Here is a 16,860-nt window from a genome sequence, read left to right on the forward strand (position 1 = left end):
CCGCGGTCTCGTGCGCGGCGATGCCGGTTAGAACCGGCATCGCCACGCACGACGCGCCAGGTCAGGATGCGACCGGTTCGGGAGCGGCGGCCGGAGCCTCGACCGCTCGGCGGCCCAGGAGCACCGCGGCGAGGATCGCGGCGAGAGCGGTCAACCCGGCGCTGAAGCCGAAAGCCACCCGGAATCCCGACGCCAGCGCTTCCTTCTCCGAAGCGCCTCCGCTCAGCACCTCGGCCGTGCGGGTCGCGGCGGCGGTGGCCAGCACGGCGGTTCCCAGCGCGCCACCGACCTGCTGGGTCGTGGTGATCAACCCCGACGTCACGCCGGAGTCGTCGGGGGTCGCGGCGGACATCGCCAAGCCCATCAGCGCCGGGATCGCCATTCCCGCCCCGGCGCCCATCAGGATCAGCGACGGCAGCACGTGCGAGGCGTAGCCGCCAGCGGTCTGGACCTGGGTCAGGTAAAGGAACGCGACCGACGTCGTCAGCAGGCCGGCGACCAGGACCGCGCGCGGGGAGAAGCGGCTGTTCAGCCAGTCGGCCAGGCCGAGCGAGAACGCGGCGATCATGACCGGCGTCGGGACGAAGGCGAAACCCGTGGTGAGCGCGTCGAAACCGAGGACCTGCTGCAGGTACAGCGCGGTGACGAACTGGAATCCCAGGAATCCGGCGACCATCACGACCATGGTCAGGTTGGCCCCGCTGATCGCGCGCACCCGGAGCAACCGCAAGGGCAGCAACGGAGTCCGCGTCCGGGCCTGGCGCAGCAGGAACAGCAGGAGCAGGGCGACCGCGGCCGCGAGAGTCAGGATGGTCAGGAACGTCCACCCCGCGTCGCCTGCCTGCACGATGCCCAGCACCAGCAGCATGACCCCGGCGGTGACCAGCAGCGCGCCCAGGACGTCGATGCCGGTGCGCAGGCCGAGACCCCGATCGGAGGCGACGACCAGCGGAGTCAGGACGAGGGCGGCGATGCCGATGGGCAGGTTGATGTAGAAGGTCCAGTGCCAGTCGAGGCCCTGCGTGAGCGCGCCGCCCGCGACCATGCCGATCGACGCGCCCGCGGCTTGGGTGAAGCTGTAAACGCCGAGCGCGCGGACGCGGGCGCGCGGCTCGGGATAGAGCGTCACGATCATTCCCAGCACAACCGCGGACGCCAGCGCGCCGCCGACGCCCTGGACAAATCGCGCGACCACCAGCGTGGTCGCGTTGGGTGAGAGGCCAGCCGCCAGCGAAGCGGCGGTGAAGACGACGATGCCGGCGAGGAACACCCGCCGCCGGCCGACCAGGTCGCCGAGGCGGCCGGACAGGAGGAGCAGGCCGCCGAACGCGACGAGGTAGGCGTTGACCACCCAGGCCAGCCCGGGCGCGCTGAAGCCCAGGTCGGTCTGGATCACCGGCAGGGCCACCGCGACGATCGAGCTGTCGAGCACCACCATCAGCGAGGCGGCGGACAGCACGGCGAGCGCCGCGCCGCGATGCCGAGCGGTTTCGGGCATGACAAGGTCCTCCATAACCGGCACAGGGGAGAATTTCTGCTGGTCGTAGCCAGGGCATCTCTTGTTACAGTGCCCATCATGTGTGACCATGGAGCACTGCGGAAGGAGGCACTTTCATGTCCCAGGGGAACATCGCTGTGACCGACGAGGCCACGGACTTCGACCCGGCGAAATTCGCGGTGTGCACGGTGATGGAGGTCGTGAACCGGATCAGCGGGAAATGGGTGATCGGCATCCTGCTGGAGGCGACGCGCGGTCCGGTGCGGTTCACCGAACTCGAACGCTCGGTGCAGGGGATCAGCCGCCGCATGCTCACGCTCACCCTGCGGAACCTGGAACGCGACGGCCTGCTGGCCCGCACGGTCTACCCGACAGTCCCGCCGCGCGTCGAATACGAGGCGACCGAGATGGCGCGCGAGCTGTACGACTCGCTGGCCGGGCTGGTCGACTGGGCGGAACGGCACCGCGAGGCGATCGCGGTTTCGCGGCAGGGGTACGACGGCCGCACTGCTTGCTGAATTGGAAAGGCGCCGCGGCCGTGCGCACGGGGGACGTGCACGGTCGCGGCGCCGTAACAGTCCGCGCCCGGGGGGAAGGGACCCGGGCGCGGACTGGGTCTCAGGCGTTCGCCGGGACGGGCTGCGCGGGCTCGGCCGGTTTGTCGTCGAGCAGGGTCGCTTCGTCGAACGGGGCCTGTCCGGCGAAGACCTGGCGCGAGCGGTCGCGGTCGAATTCCTTCATCCACGATCCGATGAGGACGGTCGCGACCGCGTTGCCCGCGAAGTTCGTCAGGGCCCGCGCCTCGGACATGAACCGGTCGATGCCGAGGATGAAGCCGACGCCGTCGACGAGTTCCGGGCGGTGCGACTGCAGGCCGCTGGCCAGGGTCGCGATGCCGGCGCCGCTCACACCCGCCGCGCCCTTCGACGCGATGATCATGAACAGCAGCAACGTGATCTGCTCGCCGAGCGCGAGCGGCTGGTCCTGCGCGGTGGCGATGAACAGCGTCGCCATCGTCAGGTAGATCGCGGTGCCGTCGAGGTTGAACGAGTACCCGGTGGGCACCGTGATGCCGACGACCGGCTTGCTGACGCCGAGGTGCTCCATCTTCGCGATCAGCCGCGGCAGCGCGGATTCCGAAGAGGACGTCGAGAGGATCAGCAGGAATTCGCGGCCGAGATAGCGCAGCAGGCTGAAGATGTTGACCCGCGCGCCGAGCCACAGCACCGCGCCGAGGACGCCGAACACGAACACCAGGCATGTCAGGTAGAAGCCGAGCATGATCACCAGCAGGCTGCGCAGCGCGCCCCAGCCGGTCGCGCCGACCACCGCGGCGATCGCGCCGAACGCGCCCACCGGGGCGGCCCACATGATCATCGCGAGGACGCGGAACACGAGCCGCTGGATGTGCTCGATGCCGCGCAGGATCGGCTCGCCGCGCTTGCCGAGCTTCTGCAGCGCGAACCCGGCGAGCAGCGCCACGAGCAGCGTCTGCAGCACCTGGCCCTCGGTGAACGCGGACACGAAGGTCTTCGGGATGATGCCGAGCAGGAAGTCGGTGGTGCCCTCGCCGCCCTTCGCCTGCTGGTGCACCTTCGACACGTCGGCCGGGTTGAGGTGCAGGCCGCTGCCCGGGTGCAGCAGGTTGCCGACGACGAGCCCGATCGCGAGCGCGAACGTCGACATCACGATGAAGTAGACCAGCGCGGTGACGCCGACCTTGCCGACCTTCGCCGCCTTCGCGACCGAGCCGATGCCCAGCACGATGGTGCAGAAGATGATCGGCGAGATCATCATCTTGATCAGGTTGACGAAGCCGGTGCCCAGCGGGGCGAGGCTCTTGCCGACGGACGGCCAGAGCAGCCCGACCGCTACGCCGAGCACGACGGCGGCGATCACGGCGAGGTACAGGTAACGCGTGCGGTCGCGCTTGGGCGCGCTCGCTTCGGGGGTCGGTGTCGGCACCGTTGCCTCCAGCTCGGTGGGGGGAACGCGGGTCACTATGCGGGGCGGATATGACCGGCGTCACCGTTGTGTTCATTGAGTTCGCGGCGGGTCTGTCCGGTGTGGACTTCCCGGCAGCGGCGCCGGAGTGCTGCCGGACCCGTGCGTGTGCTGGTATGAGCGGGTGCCCCCGACACCTCGGATCCGGACGAGCCGGTGGAGCCTGGCCCGTCAGCTGCTGGTGCTGCAGCTGGCGATCCTGCTCGTGCTCGTCTCCGGCGGCATCACTATCGCCTATCTCGACGCCCGGCGCACGACGACCGACCGGGCCGGGGAGCAGTCGCTCGCGGTGGCCCGTTCGATCGCCGATGCGCCGGACGTCGCTCGGGCGGCCGCCACCGCGGACCCGACGGCGACGCTGCAGCCGTATGCGCAGCGGGTGCTCGTGGACACGCGCGTGGACTTCGTGACGATCATGTCGCCGCAAGGAATCCGTTACACGCACCCGAATCCGGCGTTGATCGGGCAGCGGTTCCTCGGGCACATCGAGGCGGCCCAGCAGGGCGGTGTCGTGTCCGAGACCTACACCGGTTCGCTCGGCCCGTCGGTGCGCGTGGTGGTGCCGGTGTTCGACGCGCACCATCGAGTGGTCGCGCTCGTCGCGGTGGGCATCACGATCGCGGCGATCTCGGCCGAGGTGCAGGAACGCGTCTGGCCGCTGCTCGGCGTCGCGGCGGCGGTATTGCTGGTGGGCGCCTGCGGGGGCTGGCTGGTGAGCGCGCGGCTCAAGCGGCAGACGCGCGGCATCGCGCCCGCGGAGCTGAGCAATCTGTTCGAGTATCACGAGGCGGTGCTGCATTCGGTTCGCGAGGGTGTGCTGCTGGTGGACCGCGACGGCCGGGTCGGGCTGTGCAACGACGGCGCCCGCACCCTGCTCGGGCTGACCGGCGACCCGGTCGGGCAGCCGCTCGCAGACCTGGGCTTGTCGCCCGAGCTGACGGCCGCGTTCACCGCGCCGGAAAACCGCACCGAAGAACTGCACCTGACGGATTCGCGGGTGCTGGTCGTGAGCACGACGCTCGTCAGCTCCGGCGGACGCGCGCAGGGCACTGTCGTGATCCTGCGCGACCACACCGAACTCCAGACCCTCACCGGCGAGCTGACCACCGCGCGCAGCCTGGCCGAAGCTCTGCGGTCGCAGGCGCACGAAGCGGCGAACCGGCTGCACACGGTCGTGTCGCTGGTGGAGCTCGGCCGTCCCGAGGACGCCGTGGAGTTCGCGACCGCCGAACTCGCGCTGGCGCAGGAGCTCACCGACCGCGTGATGACCGCGGTCGCCGAACCGGTGCTGGCCGCGCTGCTGCTCGGCAAGGCCGCGGAGGCGAGCGAACGCGGCGTGGAGTTCACCATCACGCCGGACACGATGATCGACGACCTCGGCCCCGGCGTCGCCGGACGGGATCTGGTGACGATTCTCGGCAACCTGATCGACAACGGAATCGACGCGGTGGTGCGGGAATCCGGCGCGCGGCCGGCGGTGGTGGTCACCGCGCGGTCCGAAGAGGACGGTCTGCTGCTGCGCGTCGCGGACAACGGCCCGGGCGTGCCGGAGGAAGCGGTGGGGGAGATGTTCCGCCGGGGCTGGTCGACCAAGGCGGGGGACGAGCACGGTCTCGGGTTGGCGCTGGTCGTGCAGGCGGTCCGGCGCTACGGCGGCACGATCGACGTCGGACGCGACGGCGGCGCGGTGTTCACCGTACGGTTGCCGAGGCAGGAGGTGTCGTCGTGATCCGCGTGCTGGTGGTGGAGGACGAGCCGGTGGCGGCCGAGGCGCACCGGCTGTACGTCGAGCGGTTGCCGGGATTCGCAGTCGCCGGCGTGGTGCATTCCGGCGGCGAGGCGCTGCGCTTCTGCGAGCGCGAACCCGTCGACCTGGTCCTGCTGGACTTCTACCTGCCCGACACGCACGGCCTCGCCGTCTGCCGTTCGCTGCGCGCGGCCGGGCTGCCGATCGACGTCATCGCGGTGACCTCCGCGCGCGACCTCGCGCTGGTCAAGGCGGCGGTCTCGGTCGGGGTGGTGCAATACCTGCTCAAGCCGTTCACCTTCGCCTCGTTGCGGGACAAACTGGAGCGCTACGCGTCGTTCCGCGAGGCGTCCGGCGAGGTCACCGGGCAGGCGGAGATCGACCGCGCGCTCGGCACGCTGCGCACCACCGAGGCCGCGCCGCTGCCTAAAGGCATGAGTGCGGAGACGCTGGACGCGATCACCGACGCGCTCGCCGGAGCAGGCGAAGGGCTGTCCGCTGGCGGTGCGGCCAGCGCGATCGGGGCATCACGGGTCACCGCGCGGCGGTACCTGGAGTACTTGGCGGACAACGGATTGGCCCAGCGCGAACCGCGATACGGGCAGGTCGGAAGGCCGGAGGTCTGGTACCGGCTCAAGCCTGGCTGACCGCTGACCGGACCCGTCAGCGCTTCGTGCGCCCGCGGTAAGCGGACTCCCCGAAAGTGTGGACATCGAAGTTCACACCACTCAAGGGGAGCAAGAAATGACGCAGAAGACCGCACTGGTCACCGGCGGGGGCAAGGGCATCGGCCGGGCCATCGCGGCGCGGCTGGCGCACGACGGCGCGCTGGTCGCCGTGCACTACGGCAGTGACGAAGCGGCGGCCAAGGAAACTGTCGCGGCGATTGAAGCCAACGGCGGGCAGGCGTTCGCGGTGCAGGCGACGCTGGGCGTGGACGGGGATGCGGCGACGCTGCTCGACCGGCTCTCGGCGGAGCTGCGCGAACGCACTGGCGAGGTCGCGCTCGACATCCTGGTCAACAACGCGGCGACCGGCGCCGGTTCGATCACCACGGCGACGTCCGACGAGTTCGACCGGGTGTTCGCGGTGAACGTGAAAGCACCGTTTTTCTTGGTGCAGAAGCTGTTGCCGGTGCTGCGGGACGGCGGCCGGATCGTCAACATCTCGTCCGCGGACACGCGCATCGCGCTGCCGTTCGAGCTGGCGTACAGCATGACGAAGGGCGCGCTCGATGTGTTCACCCGCAGTCTGGCGCAGGAACTCGGCCAGCGGGGGATCACGGTGAACGGCGTCGCCCCCGGTCCGACGCCGACCGACCGCACCGCGCACATGTTCGCCGACGAGCGGATGCGGGCGGGGATGGCGGACGCGTCCGCGCTCCGGCGGGTCGCCGACGCGACGGACATCGCGGACGTCGTGGCGTTCCTGGCCTCGGCGGACTCGCGCTGGGTCACCGGGCAGGTCATCGACGCGACCGGCGGCACGTTCCTCGGCCCGGCTGGCGTATAACGGCCTATACGGCTCGGCTTTGGACTTGCCGAAGCCGAGCCGCCGCTTCGCGGGGAGGGAAAACCGCAGCGATCAGCGGGGCCGTCCCGGCGCGTCCGGCCGGGTCTGCCACGGGTGCGGGCCGTCGAGCGGCCGGTACTCCACGCCGAGCGCGTCCAGTCGCGGCAGGTGGTGGTCGCGCAGCCGTGGCAGGAATTCCGCGTAGTCGCGCGGTCCGCTGCTCCACGCGACCTCGGCGAACGCCGACAAGCGAGGGAACGCCGCGTAGTCCGTGCGCCGCACGGTGTCCAGGTGTTCGGACCACAACTGCGCCTGGACGCCGCGCACGTGCGGTCCGGCTTCGGGCTCGAAACCGTAGAAGTGTTCGAGATCCTGGAGGTACCCGACCGGGATCGGTTCGTCCGGGTGGGCGCTTTGCCGGTGGTCGAGGTACACGCCGTCCTCGGGGCAGAGCACCACCTCGTGGCCGCTCTTCACCGCCAGCGAGGCGCGTTCGCGGTCCTGCCAGACTCCGATCACCATCGCAGGCAGGTCGCCGCCGTCGAGGACCTCGTCCCAGCCCATCGGCGTGCGGCCGCGCACGACGAGGTGGTCGGCGATCGCCCGGACGAACCGGTGGTGCGCCTCGGTGACGCCGGGCACCTCGTCCCCGCCGAGCGCGATCACCGGCGACGGGAAGATGTCCAGCACGTGGTCGAAGACCGTCCGGAAAAAGTCCAAAGTGGACTCCGATGGATCCAGCAGCGAGGTGCTGATGCCCCAGGAAGTCCAGACCTCCCAAGAGGTGTCGCTGGCCGGGCCGAGTTCCGGGTACGCGGTGATGGCGGCTCGGGCGTGCCCGGGAATGTCCACTTCGGGCACCACGGTGATCGCCCGCGCGGCGGCGTACGCGACGATCTCGCGCAGATCGTCCACAGTGTAGTAGCCGCCGTGCGGGCGGCCGTCGCGTTCCGGACCGTCGTGCCGGCCGACCATCGAGGATTTCCGCCAGCCGCCGACCGACGTGAGCCGGGGGAATTCCGGCGTTTCGATCCGCCATCCCTGATCGTCGGTGAGGTGCAGGTTCAGCACGTTCATCTTGTGCGCGGCGAGCAGATCGACGAACCGCAGCACCTCGGCCTTCGTCCGGAAGTGCCGGGACACGTCGTAAAGACAGCCGCGCCAGGCGAAACGCGGATGGTCGGTGATCGTCCCGCACGGCAGCTCGACCGGTCCATTGTGGATCGACACAGTACGGAACGCGTCCGGACCGGCCAGCTGGCGAAGGGTTTGCCGACCGTAGAACTCGCCTGCGGAGTCGGCCGCTTCGAGCGTCACGCCTTCCGACGTGATGTGCAGCTGGTAGCCCTCGGCGGGCAGATCCGCGGTGCGCACCTCCACCGGAGCGGGCCACGGGCAGGTGCCGGACGCCGCTTCCGCGGACACCGGGCGAGGGAGGAGGGTGTCGAAACCGGACATGGTCATCCCTTCACGGCCCCGGCCGTCCCGCCGATGAGTTTCCGTTGCACCAGCACGAAGAACACCAGCACGGGAATCGTCATCAGGGTGGACGAGGCCATCACGGCGCCCCAGTCGGTGTCCTCCGGTTTGAAGAACACCAGGATCGCCTGCGGCAGAGTCTGGTTTTCGGTCTTGGAGATGATGAACGTCTTGGCGAACAGGAAGTCGTTCCACGCGTGGATGAACGCGAGCACGCTCACCGCGACGAGCCCGGGAGCGACGAGCGGGAACAGGATCTGCCAGGTGAACCGCATCCGCGACGCACCGTCCAAAGTGGCCGCTTCCTCCAGTTCGGCGGGCACCGCGGCGACGAACCCGCGCAGCATCCAGATCGCGAACGGCAGGCTGAACGCCAGGTGCACCAGCACGAGCGAGCCCAGTTCGTTGAGCCCGAACGCGGGCACCGTGCCGCCGACCGAGCGCATCAGGAAGAACAGCGGGATGGTCAGCGCCTCCACCGGCACCATCTGCGCCACCAGCAGCATCACCAGCAGCACCGCGCGGCCGCGGAACCGGAACCGGGTGAGCGCCACCGCGGAAAGGAACGAGAACACCAGGGACAGCAGCACCACGACGACCGCGACCACGAGACTGTTGAGGAAATACCGGCCGAACCCGGACACCGTGAGCACGCGCTGGAAGCTGTCCAGCGACGGCGAGAAGGTCCACGGTTTCGGATGCGCCGACTGGATTTCGCCCGCCGGCTTGAACGCCGAGAGCACCATCCAGTACAGCGGGAACGCGACGATCCCGGCGATCGCCACGGTCACGATTTCGGCGACGAGCCGCGCGGGGCGGCGCACTTTCAGAGCCATGCGGCACTCCGGCGCTGGGACCGGACGTACAGCCCGGTGATCGACAGCAGCAGCAAGGTCATCACGACCCCGATCGCCGAGCCGAGCCCGTACTCCTGCCCGGCGAACGCCTGCTGGTAGGCGTAGACGTTGAGGATCAGGTTCCGGCCCGCGATGCCGCCTCCGTTGGTCATCACGTAGATCTGGGTGAACACCTTGAAGTCCCAGATGATCGACTGCACGGTCGCGATGGTCAGCAGCGGCCGCACCGCGGGCAGGACCACCGACCGCGTCGTGCGCCAGACCGACGCGCCGTCGAGCGCGGCGGCCTCCAGCGTCTCCTTCGGCACCCCGCTGATCCCGGCGTACATGGTCACCATCACGAACGGGAACGAGCACCAGATCACCTCGGCGGCGACCAGCCCGAACGTGCCGAAGGTGCCGAACGTCCAGGAATGGTGCTCCATCCCGCTGAACCCGACGCCCGAGAGCACCTCGTTGACCAGGCCGAAATCGGTGTCGAAGAGGAACAGCCAGACGTACGAGCCGGCGATCGCCGGGGTCGCCCACGCGCCGAGCGCCGCCAGGAACAGCAGCATGCGCGGCAGCGCGCGGACCCGGCTCGCCAGCACGGCCAGCGCCGTGCCGACGACCAGGCTGCCGATCACGCAGGCCGCGGCGAACCCGACCGTCTTGGCCAGCACCGTCCAGAACTGGACGTCGGCCAGCAGGCTGGCGTAGTTGTCGAGGCCGAGGAACACCAGCGGGGCCGCACCCGCCGCCTGCGGCTGGCCGTAGTCGTAGAGCGAGATCACGACCAGCTGGTAAATCGGGTACACCAGCAGCGCGGCGAGCAGGATGCCCGCCGGCAGCAGGTAGAGAAGAGCCGCGCGGCCGTCGCGGCGGACGGTCGCGGAACGGACTGCGGCCACGGGTCAGCCGAAGTTCTTGTTCATCGCCGCGGCGGCGTCGGCCAGCGCGGCGTTCGCGTCCTTGCCGCCGGTCGCGATCTGCTGCACGGCGGTGGGCAGGACGTTCTGGCTGTCGATCTTGGACCACGCCGGGGTGCTCGGCACGAACTTGGTGCCCGCGCTGAGGGTGTCCACGAACGCCTTCAACGTCGGGTCGCTGGCGGCGAGCTTCTTCTGCACCGACGCGAGGGTGGGCAGGTTGCCCATCGCCGCGTACATCTTCTCCTGGTACTTGACGCCGGCCAGCAGTTCGGCGAACTGCACCGCGAGACCGTGGCGCTGGCTGGCGCCGAACACGCCGAGCAGGTTGCCGCCGGCGAACGCGGGCGCGACCGAACCCGGGGTGGTGCCGGGCAGCGGCATGATCGCGTACTTGCCCTTCACCGCGCCCTTTTCGACGGCCTTGCGGTTGAAGTCGCCGCCGATCACCATGCCCGCCTTGCCGCCGGCGAACGCGGTGACGCTCTGCGTGCCGGTGAGGTTGGCGCAGGCGGCGGGCGGGCAGATGTCGTCCTTGATCAGGTTCGCGTACGCGGCGACGCCTGCCTTGGCCTGCGGGGAGTCCACAGCGGACGTCCACTTGCCGTTGTCCTGTTTGGCCAGGTCGCCGCCGTTGGCCCAGATGAACGGCAGCATCGCGTAGGTGTACTTGCCGCCGGTCGCGATGCCGTACAGGTCCGGCTTCTTCTCGCGGATCTTGCGCGCGTCTTCGGTCAGCTCCGCCAGCGTCGCCGGCGGCTTGAGGCCGAGTTCGGCGAAGACGTCGGTGCGGTAGTACAACGCGCGGATGCCGGTGTACCAGGGGATGCCGTAGATCTTGCCGTTCGCTTTGGCGGTGTCGACCACGGACGAAAGCAGGTCCTTGCCGTCCGACCAGTTCGCGATGTCCTTGGTGAGGTCGGACAACGCGCCGGTCTGCGCGTAGCTGGAGACATCGGTGTTGCCGAATTCGGCGACGTCCGGGGCGTTGGACGGGTCGTTGAACGCGCCGGAGAACTTGTCCGCGCGGCCCTCGACCGGAACCCACTGCACGTCCACCTTCACGCCGGCGTGGCTGGCCTCGAATTCGGTGATCGCTTCCTTGACCGCGGCTTCCTTCGGCGCGCGGTTCGCTTCGTCGAACAGCCAGACTCTGAGCGTGCCGTCGGTTTGGTTTCCGCCGGCGGCGGCCGGGCCGGATTGGGTGGGCGCGCACGCGGCGAGCAACGCCAGCGTGGCGACAGCGGGCAGGACAGAACGCAGCTTCATCGGTGACTCCTGTCGCGGGACCGGCCAGAGACCGGGAAAGACGGGGCTGTGCGGCGTGACAGCCCCGGTTTTTCTCAGACGAAGAAGACAGAGTTGACGTTCGGCACGGCGAGCGAGCCCGCGGACTTGCCGGGCAGGCCGGTGGCCGGGTCGCGCGGCAGCCAGGTGACGGTGCCGGAGCGCTGGTTGGAGACGTAGAACCACTTCTCGTCCGGGTCCAGCGCGAGATGCCGCGGCCAGTTGCCGCCGGACGCCGCCGAGGAGACCAGGGTGAGCCCGGCCCCGCCGTCGGCGACGGTGAAGGTGGCGATGGTGTTGGGGCCGCGCACGGTGGCGTAGACGAACTTCCCGTCGCGCGACACGGTGATTTCGCCGGGGAACAGTTCGCCGGTGCTGCCCTGCGGAACCGCGGGCACCACGGCGATCGGCTTGAACGTGCCGGTGGCGGAGTCCCAGCTGGCGACGGTGATCTCCGGCCGCAGTTCCTGGGCGACGTAAGCGAATTTGCCGTTCGGGTGGAACGCGAGATGCCGCGGTCCCGCACCGGCCGGAAGGGTGATCTGCTTGTGCAGCTTCAGCTTTCCCTTGCCGGTGTCGAACGAGTAGACGTACACCGAGTCGGTGCCGAGGTCGACCGCCAGCACCCACTTGCCGGACGGATCGGTGACGACCTGGTGCGCGTGCGGCTCTTTGCCCTGGTGCTGCTGCAGATCGGTGGCCGCGCCGAGCTTGCCGCCGGACTTGATCGGCAGCACCACGACGCTGCCGGAGTCGTAATTCGCGGCCAGCACGTACTTCTGGCTCGGGTGCACCGAAAGGTGCGTGGGCGAGCCGCCCTTCGAGGACGTCGACCCGAGCAGCTTCGGCCGGGTCGGGTCGGAGATGTCCAACGCGGACACCGTGCCGGTCTCCGCGCCTTCGTTTTCGTTGGTGACGTACAGGATCCGGCCGTCGCGAGTCCGGTCGAACCAGGAAACGTCGGTCAGCTTCGGGACTGTGCGCACCGGCGTGAGCGCGGGGCTTCCCGCCGCTCGCTGGGTGACGTCCAGTCCGTGGCCGGCCGGCGCGGAGTTGGTGTAGCTGCCGACGTACACCGTCGTAGCCGCGCGCGGCCGGGGCGCTGCCGTGGCGAGCTGTGCGCCCACCACGGCGGCGGCTCCGGCCGCGCCGACTGCTCCGACGAACGTGCGGCGGGAAATCTCGGTCATCGAATACCCCCGGAACATGTGCCGATGTGGTTCAGACCAATGCCATCGCCAATGCTGCCACACCGAAACCGCTCAAGGAAAGGACTGTTTCCAAAGCCGTCCAGGTTTTCAGGGTCTGGGTCACGGTCAGCCCGAAATAGCGGGACACGATCCAGAATCCGCCGTCGTTCACGTGCGAGGCGATGATCGACCCGGCCGAGATCGCGACCACGACGAGCGCCAATTGTGCTTGCGAATAATGCAGTTCCATCACCGTCGGCGCGACGATGCCGCTCGTGGTCACGATCGCGACCGTCGCCGAACCCTGGGCAATGCGCATGCCGCAGCTGATGATGTACGCGGCCAAAAGGACCGGAAGCCCGGCGTCGCCGAGGGAACCGGCCACCGCTTTGCCGATGCCGGTGGCGGACAGCACCGCTCCGAAGAACGAACCCGCGCCCACCACGAGGAGAATCATCGCGACCGGGCGCAGCGCGTTCGCGGAAAGCTGGGCGAGGTCCGTGCCGCTCATCCCGCGGCGGCGGCCGAGCAGCCACGACGCGAGGATGGTCGCGATGGTCAGCGCGATGGCCGGCGTGCCGAGGAACGCCGCGATGCCCGCGCCGGTGGACCCCTTGGGCAGCAGGATGCTGCCGAACGTGCCCACCAGGATCAGCACCAGCGGCACCGCGATGATCCCGCCGACCAGCTTGAGCGACGGCGCGGGGCCGTCCTGCTCGCCGTCTTCGCCCGCGAGCTTCGCGAAGTCCTCGGCCAGCGGCACGTTCACGCGCTTGCCGATCCACGTCGAGTACAGGATGCCGCCGATGAACCAGGCCGGGATGCCGCAGACCGCGCCCATGAGGATCAGCCAGCCGAGATCCACGTGCAGCAGCCCGGCCGCGGCGACCGGGCCCGGGTGCGGCGGAATGAAGGCGTGCGTGATGGAAAGCCCGGCCAGCAACGGCATCGCGTACAGCACGATCGACCGGCCGCCCTGCTTCGCCGCGGCGTAGACCAGCGGCGCGAGCACGAAAATGCCGATGTCGAAGAACACCGGGATGCCGAAGATGAGGCCGGAAAGACCCATCGCGAGCGGAGCGCGTTTCTCGCCGAACGTGCGCAGCAGCGCCGCGGTGAGCACGCGCGCGCCGCCGGATTTCTCCAGGATCGAGCCGAGCAGCGTGCCCAGCCCGATGATCGCCGCGATGTGCCCGAGAATGCTGCCGAAACCCTTCTCCAGCAGCGAATCGGACGTCTTCTGCGCGGTGCCGACCAGGGTGCCGACCGGCACGCCCGCGGCCAGCGCGGTGAGCAGGCCCACCACGATCAAGGCGATGAACGGTTCGAGCTTCACCTTGATGATGAGGAAAAGCAGCACCGCGATGGACACCGCGGCCAGCGTGAGCAGACCGGCGGTGCTGGTCTGCAGCCAGTGGATCATCGTCGACTCCCGGGATGGCGAAGGGAATGCCCGGCGAGCGCGCCGGTGGGGGACCCGTCTTCGAGCGCGGCGACGCCGTTGACGAAGACAGCGGAGAGACCCGCGGCGGGCTGCCGCGGATTGTCGAACGTCGCGGTGTCGGCGACCGTGTCCGGGTCGAACAGCACCAGATCGGCCGCGTGCCCGGGGCGGACGAGGCCCCGGTCGGACAGCCCCAGCCGCCGTGCCGCGCGCCCGGTGAGGTGCGCGACGCAGTCGGCCAGTTCGAGAACGCCCAGCTCGCGGACGTAGCGGGCGAGGTAGCGCGGGAAGGTGCCCCACGCCCGGGGATGCGGCCGCGCGCCGACCAGCAGGCCGTCCGAGCCGCCGGTGTGCGTGCGGTGCCGCATGATGGCCTGCACGTTTTCCTCGTGTCCCACGTGCATGAGGCAGGACGTGCCGAGCTTTTCGTCGATCAGCGTGTCGAAGTACAGCTCCGCCGGGGTTTTCCCGTTCTTGCGGGCGGAAGCGAGGACGCTGTGCCCCACCAACGCGGCGTTTTCCTCGCGGCGCACGCCGTTGATTTCGATGGCGTCCCAGTCGATCGGCACGCCGTGCGCACCGTCCGAACCGGATTCCTCGATCTCCGCGCGGATGCGTTCGCGAGTGTCCGGATCGGACAGCCGGGCGAGCGTGGGTTCCAATCCGCCTTCGGTGGACCAACTCGGCAACAGCGCGGACAGGTAGGTCGCGCCGGGCAGGTACGGGTACGTGTCGAGGGTGATGTCGCAGCCGTCGTCGAGGGCGTTGTCCAGCAGCCGCAACAGATCCGGTGCTTTGCCCTTGTTGACGGAGAAGTTCATCGTCGCGTGCGCGAGGTGCAGCGGGCAGCCGGAGCGGCGGGAGACGTCGACCATCTCCGCGAACGCCTCCAGCGCGCCCGCGCCGTAGCTGCGGTGGTGCGGGCTGTAGTAACCGCCGCGCTCGCCGACCACACGGCACAGCTCGACCAGTTCCTCGGTGGTCGCGTACATCCCGGGCGTGTAGGTCAGCCCGGACGACAGGCCGAACGCGCCTTCGGCCAGCCCGGTCGCGACGAGCTCCTGCATCCGGGCCAGCTCGGCGTCCGTGGCGGGCCGGTCCTCCCAGCCCACCACCAGCATCCGCACCGTGCCCTGCGGGACCAGGTACGCGGCGTTCGTCGCGATGCCCTGGTCGAGCCGGTCGAGGTACTCGCCGACCGAGCGCCAGTTCCAGTCGAAGCCCGCCGGGTCGTCGTTCCATCCGGCCAGCTGCTGGCGCAGGCTCGCGAGCACTTCGTCGTTGACCGGCGCGTAGGAGAGACCGTCCTGACCCAGCACCTCGGTGGTGACGCCCTGGCTGATCTTCGCGAGATGGTCCGGGTTGGCGAGCACTTGCAGGTCGGAATGCGAGTGCATGTCGATGAACCCGGGGGAGAGGACCAGCCCGGTCGCGTCGAGCACGCGCGGCGCGGTCAGGTCCCCCGGCGCGGCGACGTCGGCGATGCGGTCGCCGTCGATCCCGACGTCGCGGATCTCCAGCGGGGCCCCGGTTCCGTCGGCGACCCGAGCGCCGCGGATCACGAGGTCCATCAGAACCACGTCCGCACGAAATCGACCACTGTCTCGCCGTCGCTGTCCACGACCGGCAGCAGCGACCACTTGTCGAACGTCGTGCAGGGATGCGACAGCCCGAGCCGGATCCAGTCGCCGACCTCGACCGGCGACCCTGCGGGCAGTTCGAGGAACGCGTGCTGGTCGTTGAGCTTCGGCACGGTGTGCCCGGTCAGCTCGGTGACCACGCCGTCCTTGCGCAGCAGCTGCGGCTCGGGCATGCCTTCGTCGTACGGCAGGTCGCGCTTGCCCGCGGTGAGCAGCGCCAGCTCCGGCGTCGGCTTCGACGTGACCTGCGCCCACGCGTGCAATGCCGGACGGAAGCTGTCGACGCCAGCGATGCGCGGGTGCTCGCCGAGCGGCGAGATTTCGCGGTAGAAGCCGTCGTCGTGCGTCAGGTACGCGCCGCTGCGCAGGATCGGGACCACTTCGAGCCCGTCCGGCCACGGCTTGGTCAGCTCGTCCACGACGCGGTCGAAGTACGCGCTGCCGCCTGCGGTGACGTACACCGGACCGTCGGCGAGCAAACCCTTCTCCGCGAAGGCGATCGTCGCGTCGCGGAGACTGTCCACATAGGAATTGATCTTCGCCAAGGCCGCGTCGTCGGTGTGGTGCGAAAGCGCGCCTTCGTAGCCGCCGGTGCCGCGCAGTCGCAATACCGGGCTCTTCGCCGCCGCTTCGGCAACGGCGAGTGCGGTCGCGGCGTCGCGGACACCGGTGCGGCCGCCTTCGCCGCCCAGCTCCACCAGCACGTCGACGGGCCGCTCGGCGCCCGCGAGCGCTTCGGTCATGAGCTCGACGCTGCGCACCGAGTCGACCCAGCAGACGAACTCGAAATCCGGGTCCGCCGCCAGCTCGCCGGCCAGCCAGCGCAGCGCGGACGGGTCCACGAGCTGGTTCGCCAGCAGGATCCGCGGCACGCCGAACGCGCGGTAGATCCGCACGTGCCCGGCGTTCGCCGCGGTGATGCCCCACGAACCGTGCTCCAGCTGCCGGGCGAACAGCTCCGGAGCCATCGTCGTCTTGCCGTGCGGCGCGAGCGCGATCCCGCGTTCGGCGCACCAGCGGGCCATGGTGGCGAGGTTGTGCTCCATCGCGGCCGCGTCGAGGACCACGAACGGACCGAAGAAGCCGTCGTCGAAGAGCTTCGCGCGGCGGGCCGCGGCTTCGTCGAGAGTGAGCCCGGACAGTGCCGGGGGGAGAGCGCGGAAGCGCCAGTCGATCCGTTCGCCGCGCCCGGCTCGGACGGCGGCGGTGAGAGCGGCGTTGCTGTTCATCTGGGACCTCGGTTGCGTATCTTGCAACGGACGTTGCGCAAAATGCGTTGCATAGGTGTAGCATC

At 69.7% G+C, this 16,860-nt stretch carries 14 protein-coding genes; 4 read left to right on the forward strand and 10 right to left on the reverse strand.

Annotation, left to right across the window (positions count from 1 at the left end; translation table 11 throughout):
• Window positions 1–61: 61 nt before the first annotated feature.
• On the reverse strand, window positions 62–1,498 hold the full coding sequence (locus FKO37_RS22260; RefSeq protein ID WP_238605661.1) for an MFS transporter: 1,437 nt from the start codon (window positions 1,496–1,498) through the stop codon (window positions 62–64).
• Window positions 1,499–1,614: 116 nt separating this feature from the next.
• Between FKO37_RS22260 and FKO37_RS22265 the strand changes: the two genes are divergently transcribed.
• Window positions 1,615–2,016 (forward strand): helix-turn-helix domain-containing protein, encoded by a 402-nt coding sequence (locus tag FKO37_RS22265; RefSeq protein ID WP_037818147.1) that lies wholly within the window; start codon window positions 1,615–1,617, stop codon window positions 2,014–2,016.
• Window positions 2,017–2,116: 100 nt separating this feature from the next.
• Here the strand turns inward: FKO37_RS22265 and FKO37_RS22270 are convergent, their stop codons facing one another.
• Window positions 2,117–3,463, reverse strand: a complete 1,347-nt coding sequence (locus FKO37_RS22270) for a cation:dicarboxylate symporter family transporter (protein ID WP_037818148.1) — start codon at window positions 3,461–3,463, stop codon at window positions 2,117–2,119.
• Window positions 3,464–3,626: 163 nt separating this feature from the next.
• Here FKO37_RS22270 and FKO37_RS22275 point away from each other — a divergent pair, with 163 nt between their 5' ends.
• The 3 genes from FKO37_RS22275 to FKO37_RS22285 all read left to right on the forward strand — a co-directional run bounded on the left by FKO37_RS22275 (window position 3,627) and on the right by FKO37_RS22285 (window position 6,761).
• On the forward strand, window positions 3,627–5,231 hold the full coding sequence (locus FKO37_RS22275; protein ID WP_037818236.1) for a sensor histidine kinase: 1,605 nt from the start codon (window positions 3,627–3,629) through the stop codon (window positions 5,229–5,231).
• A complete protein-coding gene (locus tag FKO37_RS22280; RefSeq protein WP_037818149.1) occupies window positions 5,228–5,896 on the forward strand; it encodes a response regulator in 669 nt (222 codons plus the stop codon). The genes FKO37_RS22275 and FKO37_RS22280 overlap by 4 nt, the downstream gene beginning before the upstream one ends.
• Before the next feature lie 97 nt (window positions 5,897–5,993).
• A complete protein-coding gene (locus FKO37_RS22285; protein WP_238605662.1) occupies window positions 5,994–6,761 on the forward strand; it encodes an SDR family oxidoreductase in 768 nt (255 codons plus the stop codon).
• Window positions 6,762–6,833: 72 nt separating this feature from the next.
• On the opposite strand, the gene FKO37_RS22290 is transcribed toward FKO37_RS22285, so the two are convergent.
• From FKO37_RS22290 to FKO37_RS22325, 8 genes are all read right to left on the reverse strand, one after another.
• Window positions 6,834–8,219 carry a beta-N-acetylhexosaminidase gene (locus tag FKO37_RS22290; protein WP_238605663.1) on the reverse strand — a complete coding sequence of 462 codons (1,386 nt, stop codon included), beginning with the start codon at window positions 8,217–8,219 and terminating at the stop codon, window positions 6,834–6,836.
• A 2-nt stretch (window positions 8,220–8,221) separates the two neighbouring features.
• Window positions 8,222–9,076, reverse strand: a complete 855-nt coding sequence (locus FKO37_RS22295; RefSeq protein ID WP_238605664.1) for a carbohydrate ABC transporter permease — start codon at window positions 9,074–9,076, stop codon at window positions 8,222–8,224.
• Window positions 9,067–9,987 (reverse strand): carbohydrate ABC transporter permease, encoded by a 921-nt coding sequence (locus tag FKO37_RS22300; RefSeq protein WP_238605665.1) that lies wholly within the window; start codon window positions 9,985–9,987, stop codon window positions 9,067–9,069. The genes FKO37_RS22295 and FKO37_RS22300 overlap by 10 nt, the downstream gene beginning before the upstream one ends.
• A gap of 3 nt (window positions 9,988–9,990) precedes the next feature.
• The gene (locus FKO37_RS22305; protein ID WP_238605666.1) at window positions 9,991–11,274 is read right to left on the reverse strand and encodes an extracellular solute-binding protein; all 1,284 of its coding nucleotides are present in this window, start codon (window positions 11,272–11,274) and stop codon (window positions 9,991–9,993) included.
• Between the two features lie 74 nt (window positions 11,275–11,348).
• Complete coding sequence (locus FKO37_RS22310) at window positions 11,349–12,482, reverse strand: lactonase family protein (protein WP_238605667.1); 1,134 nt, start codon at window positions 12,480–12,482, stop codon at window positions 11,349–11,351.
• Window positions 12,483–12,513: 31 nt separating this feature from the next.
• Window positions 12,514–13,905, reverse strand: a complete 1,392-nt coding sequence (locus tag FKO37_RS22315) for a GntP family permease (RefSeq protein WP_037818154.1) — start codon at window positions 13,903–13,905, stop codon at window positions 12,514–12,516.
• Window positions 13,902–15,497, reverse strand: a complete 1,596-nt coding sequence (locus FKO37_RS22320) for an amidohydrolase family protein (RefSeq protein ID WP_238605668.1) — start codon at window positions 15,495–15,497, stop codon at window positions 13,902–13,904. Before FKO37_RS22320 ends, FKO37_RS22315 begins: the two co-directional genes overlap by 4 nt.
• Window positions 15,497–16,795: an amino acid deaminase gene (locus tag FKO37_RS22325; protein ID WP_134729167.1), complete on the reverse strand. Its 1,299-nt coding sequence runs from the start codon at window positions 16,793–16,795 to the stop codon at window positions 15,497–15,499. The genes FKO37_RS22320 and FKO37_RS22325 overlap by 1 nt, the downstream gene beginning before the upstream one ends.
• Window positions 16,796–16,860 lie beyond the last annotated feature (65 nt).

This window comes from Amycolatopsis sp. Poz14, assembly GCF_006704225.1.
GTDB classification, from domain to species: domain Bacteria; phylum Actinomycetota; class Actinomycetes; order Mycobacteriales; family Pseudonocardiaceae; genus Amycolatopsis; species Amycolatopsis nivea.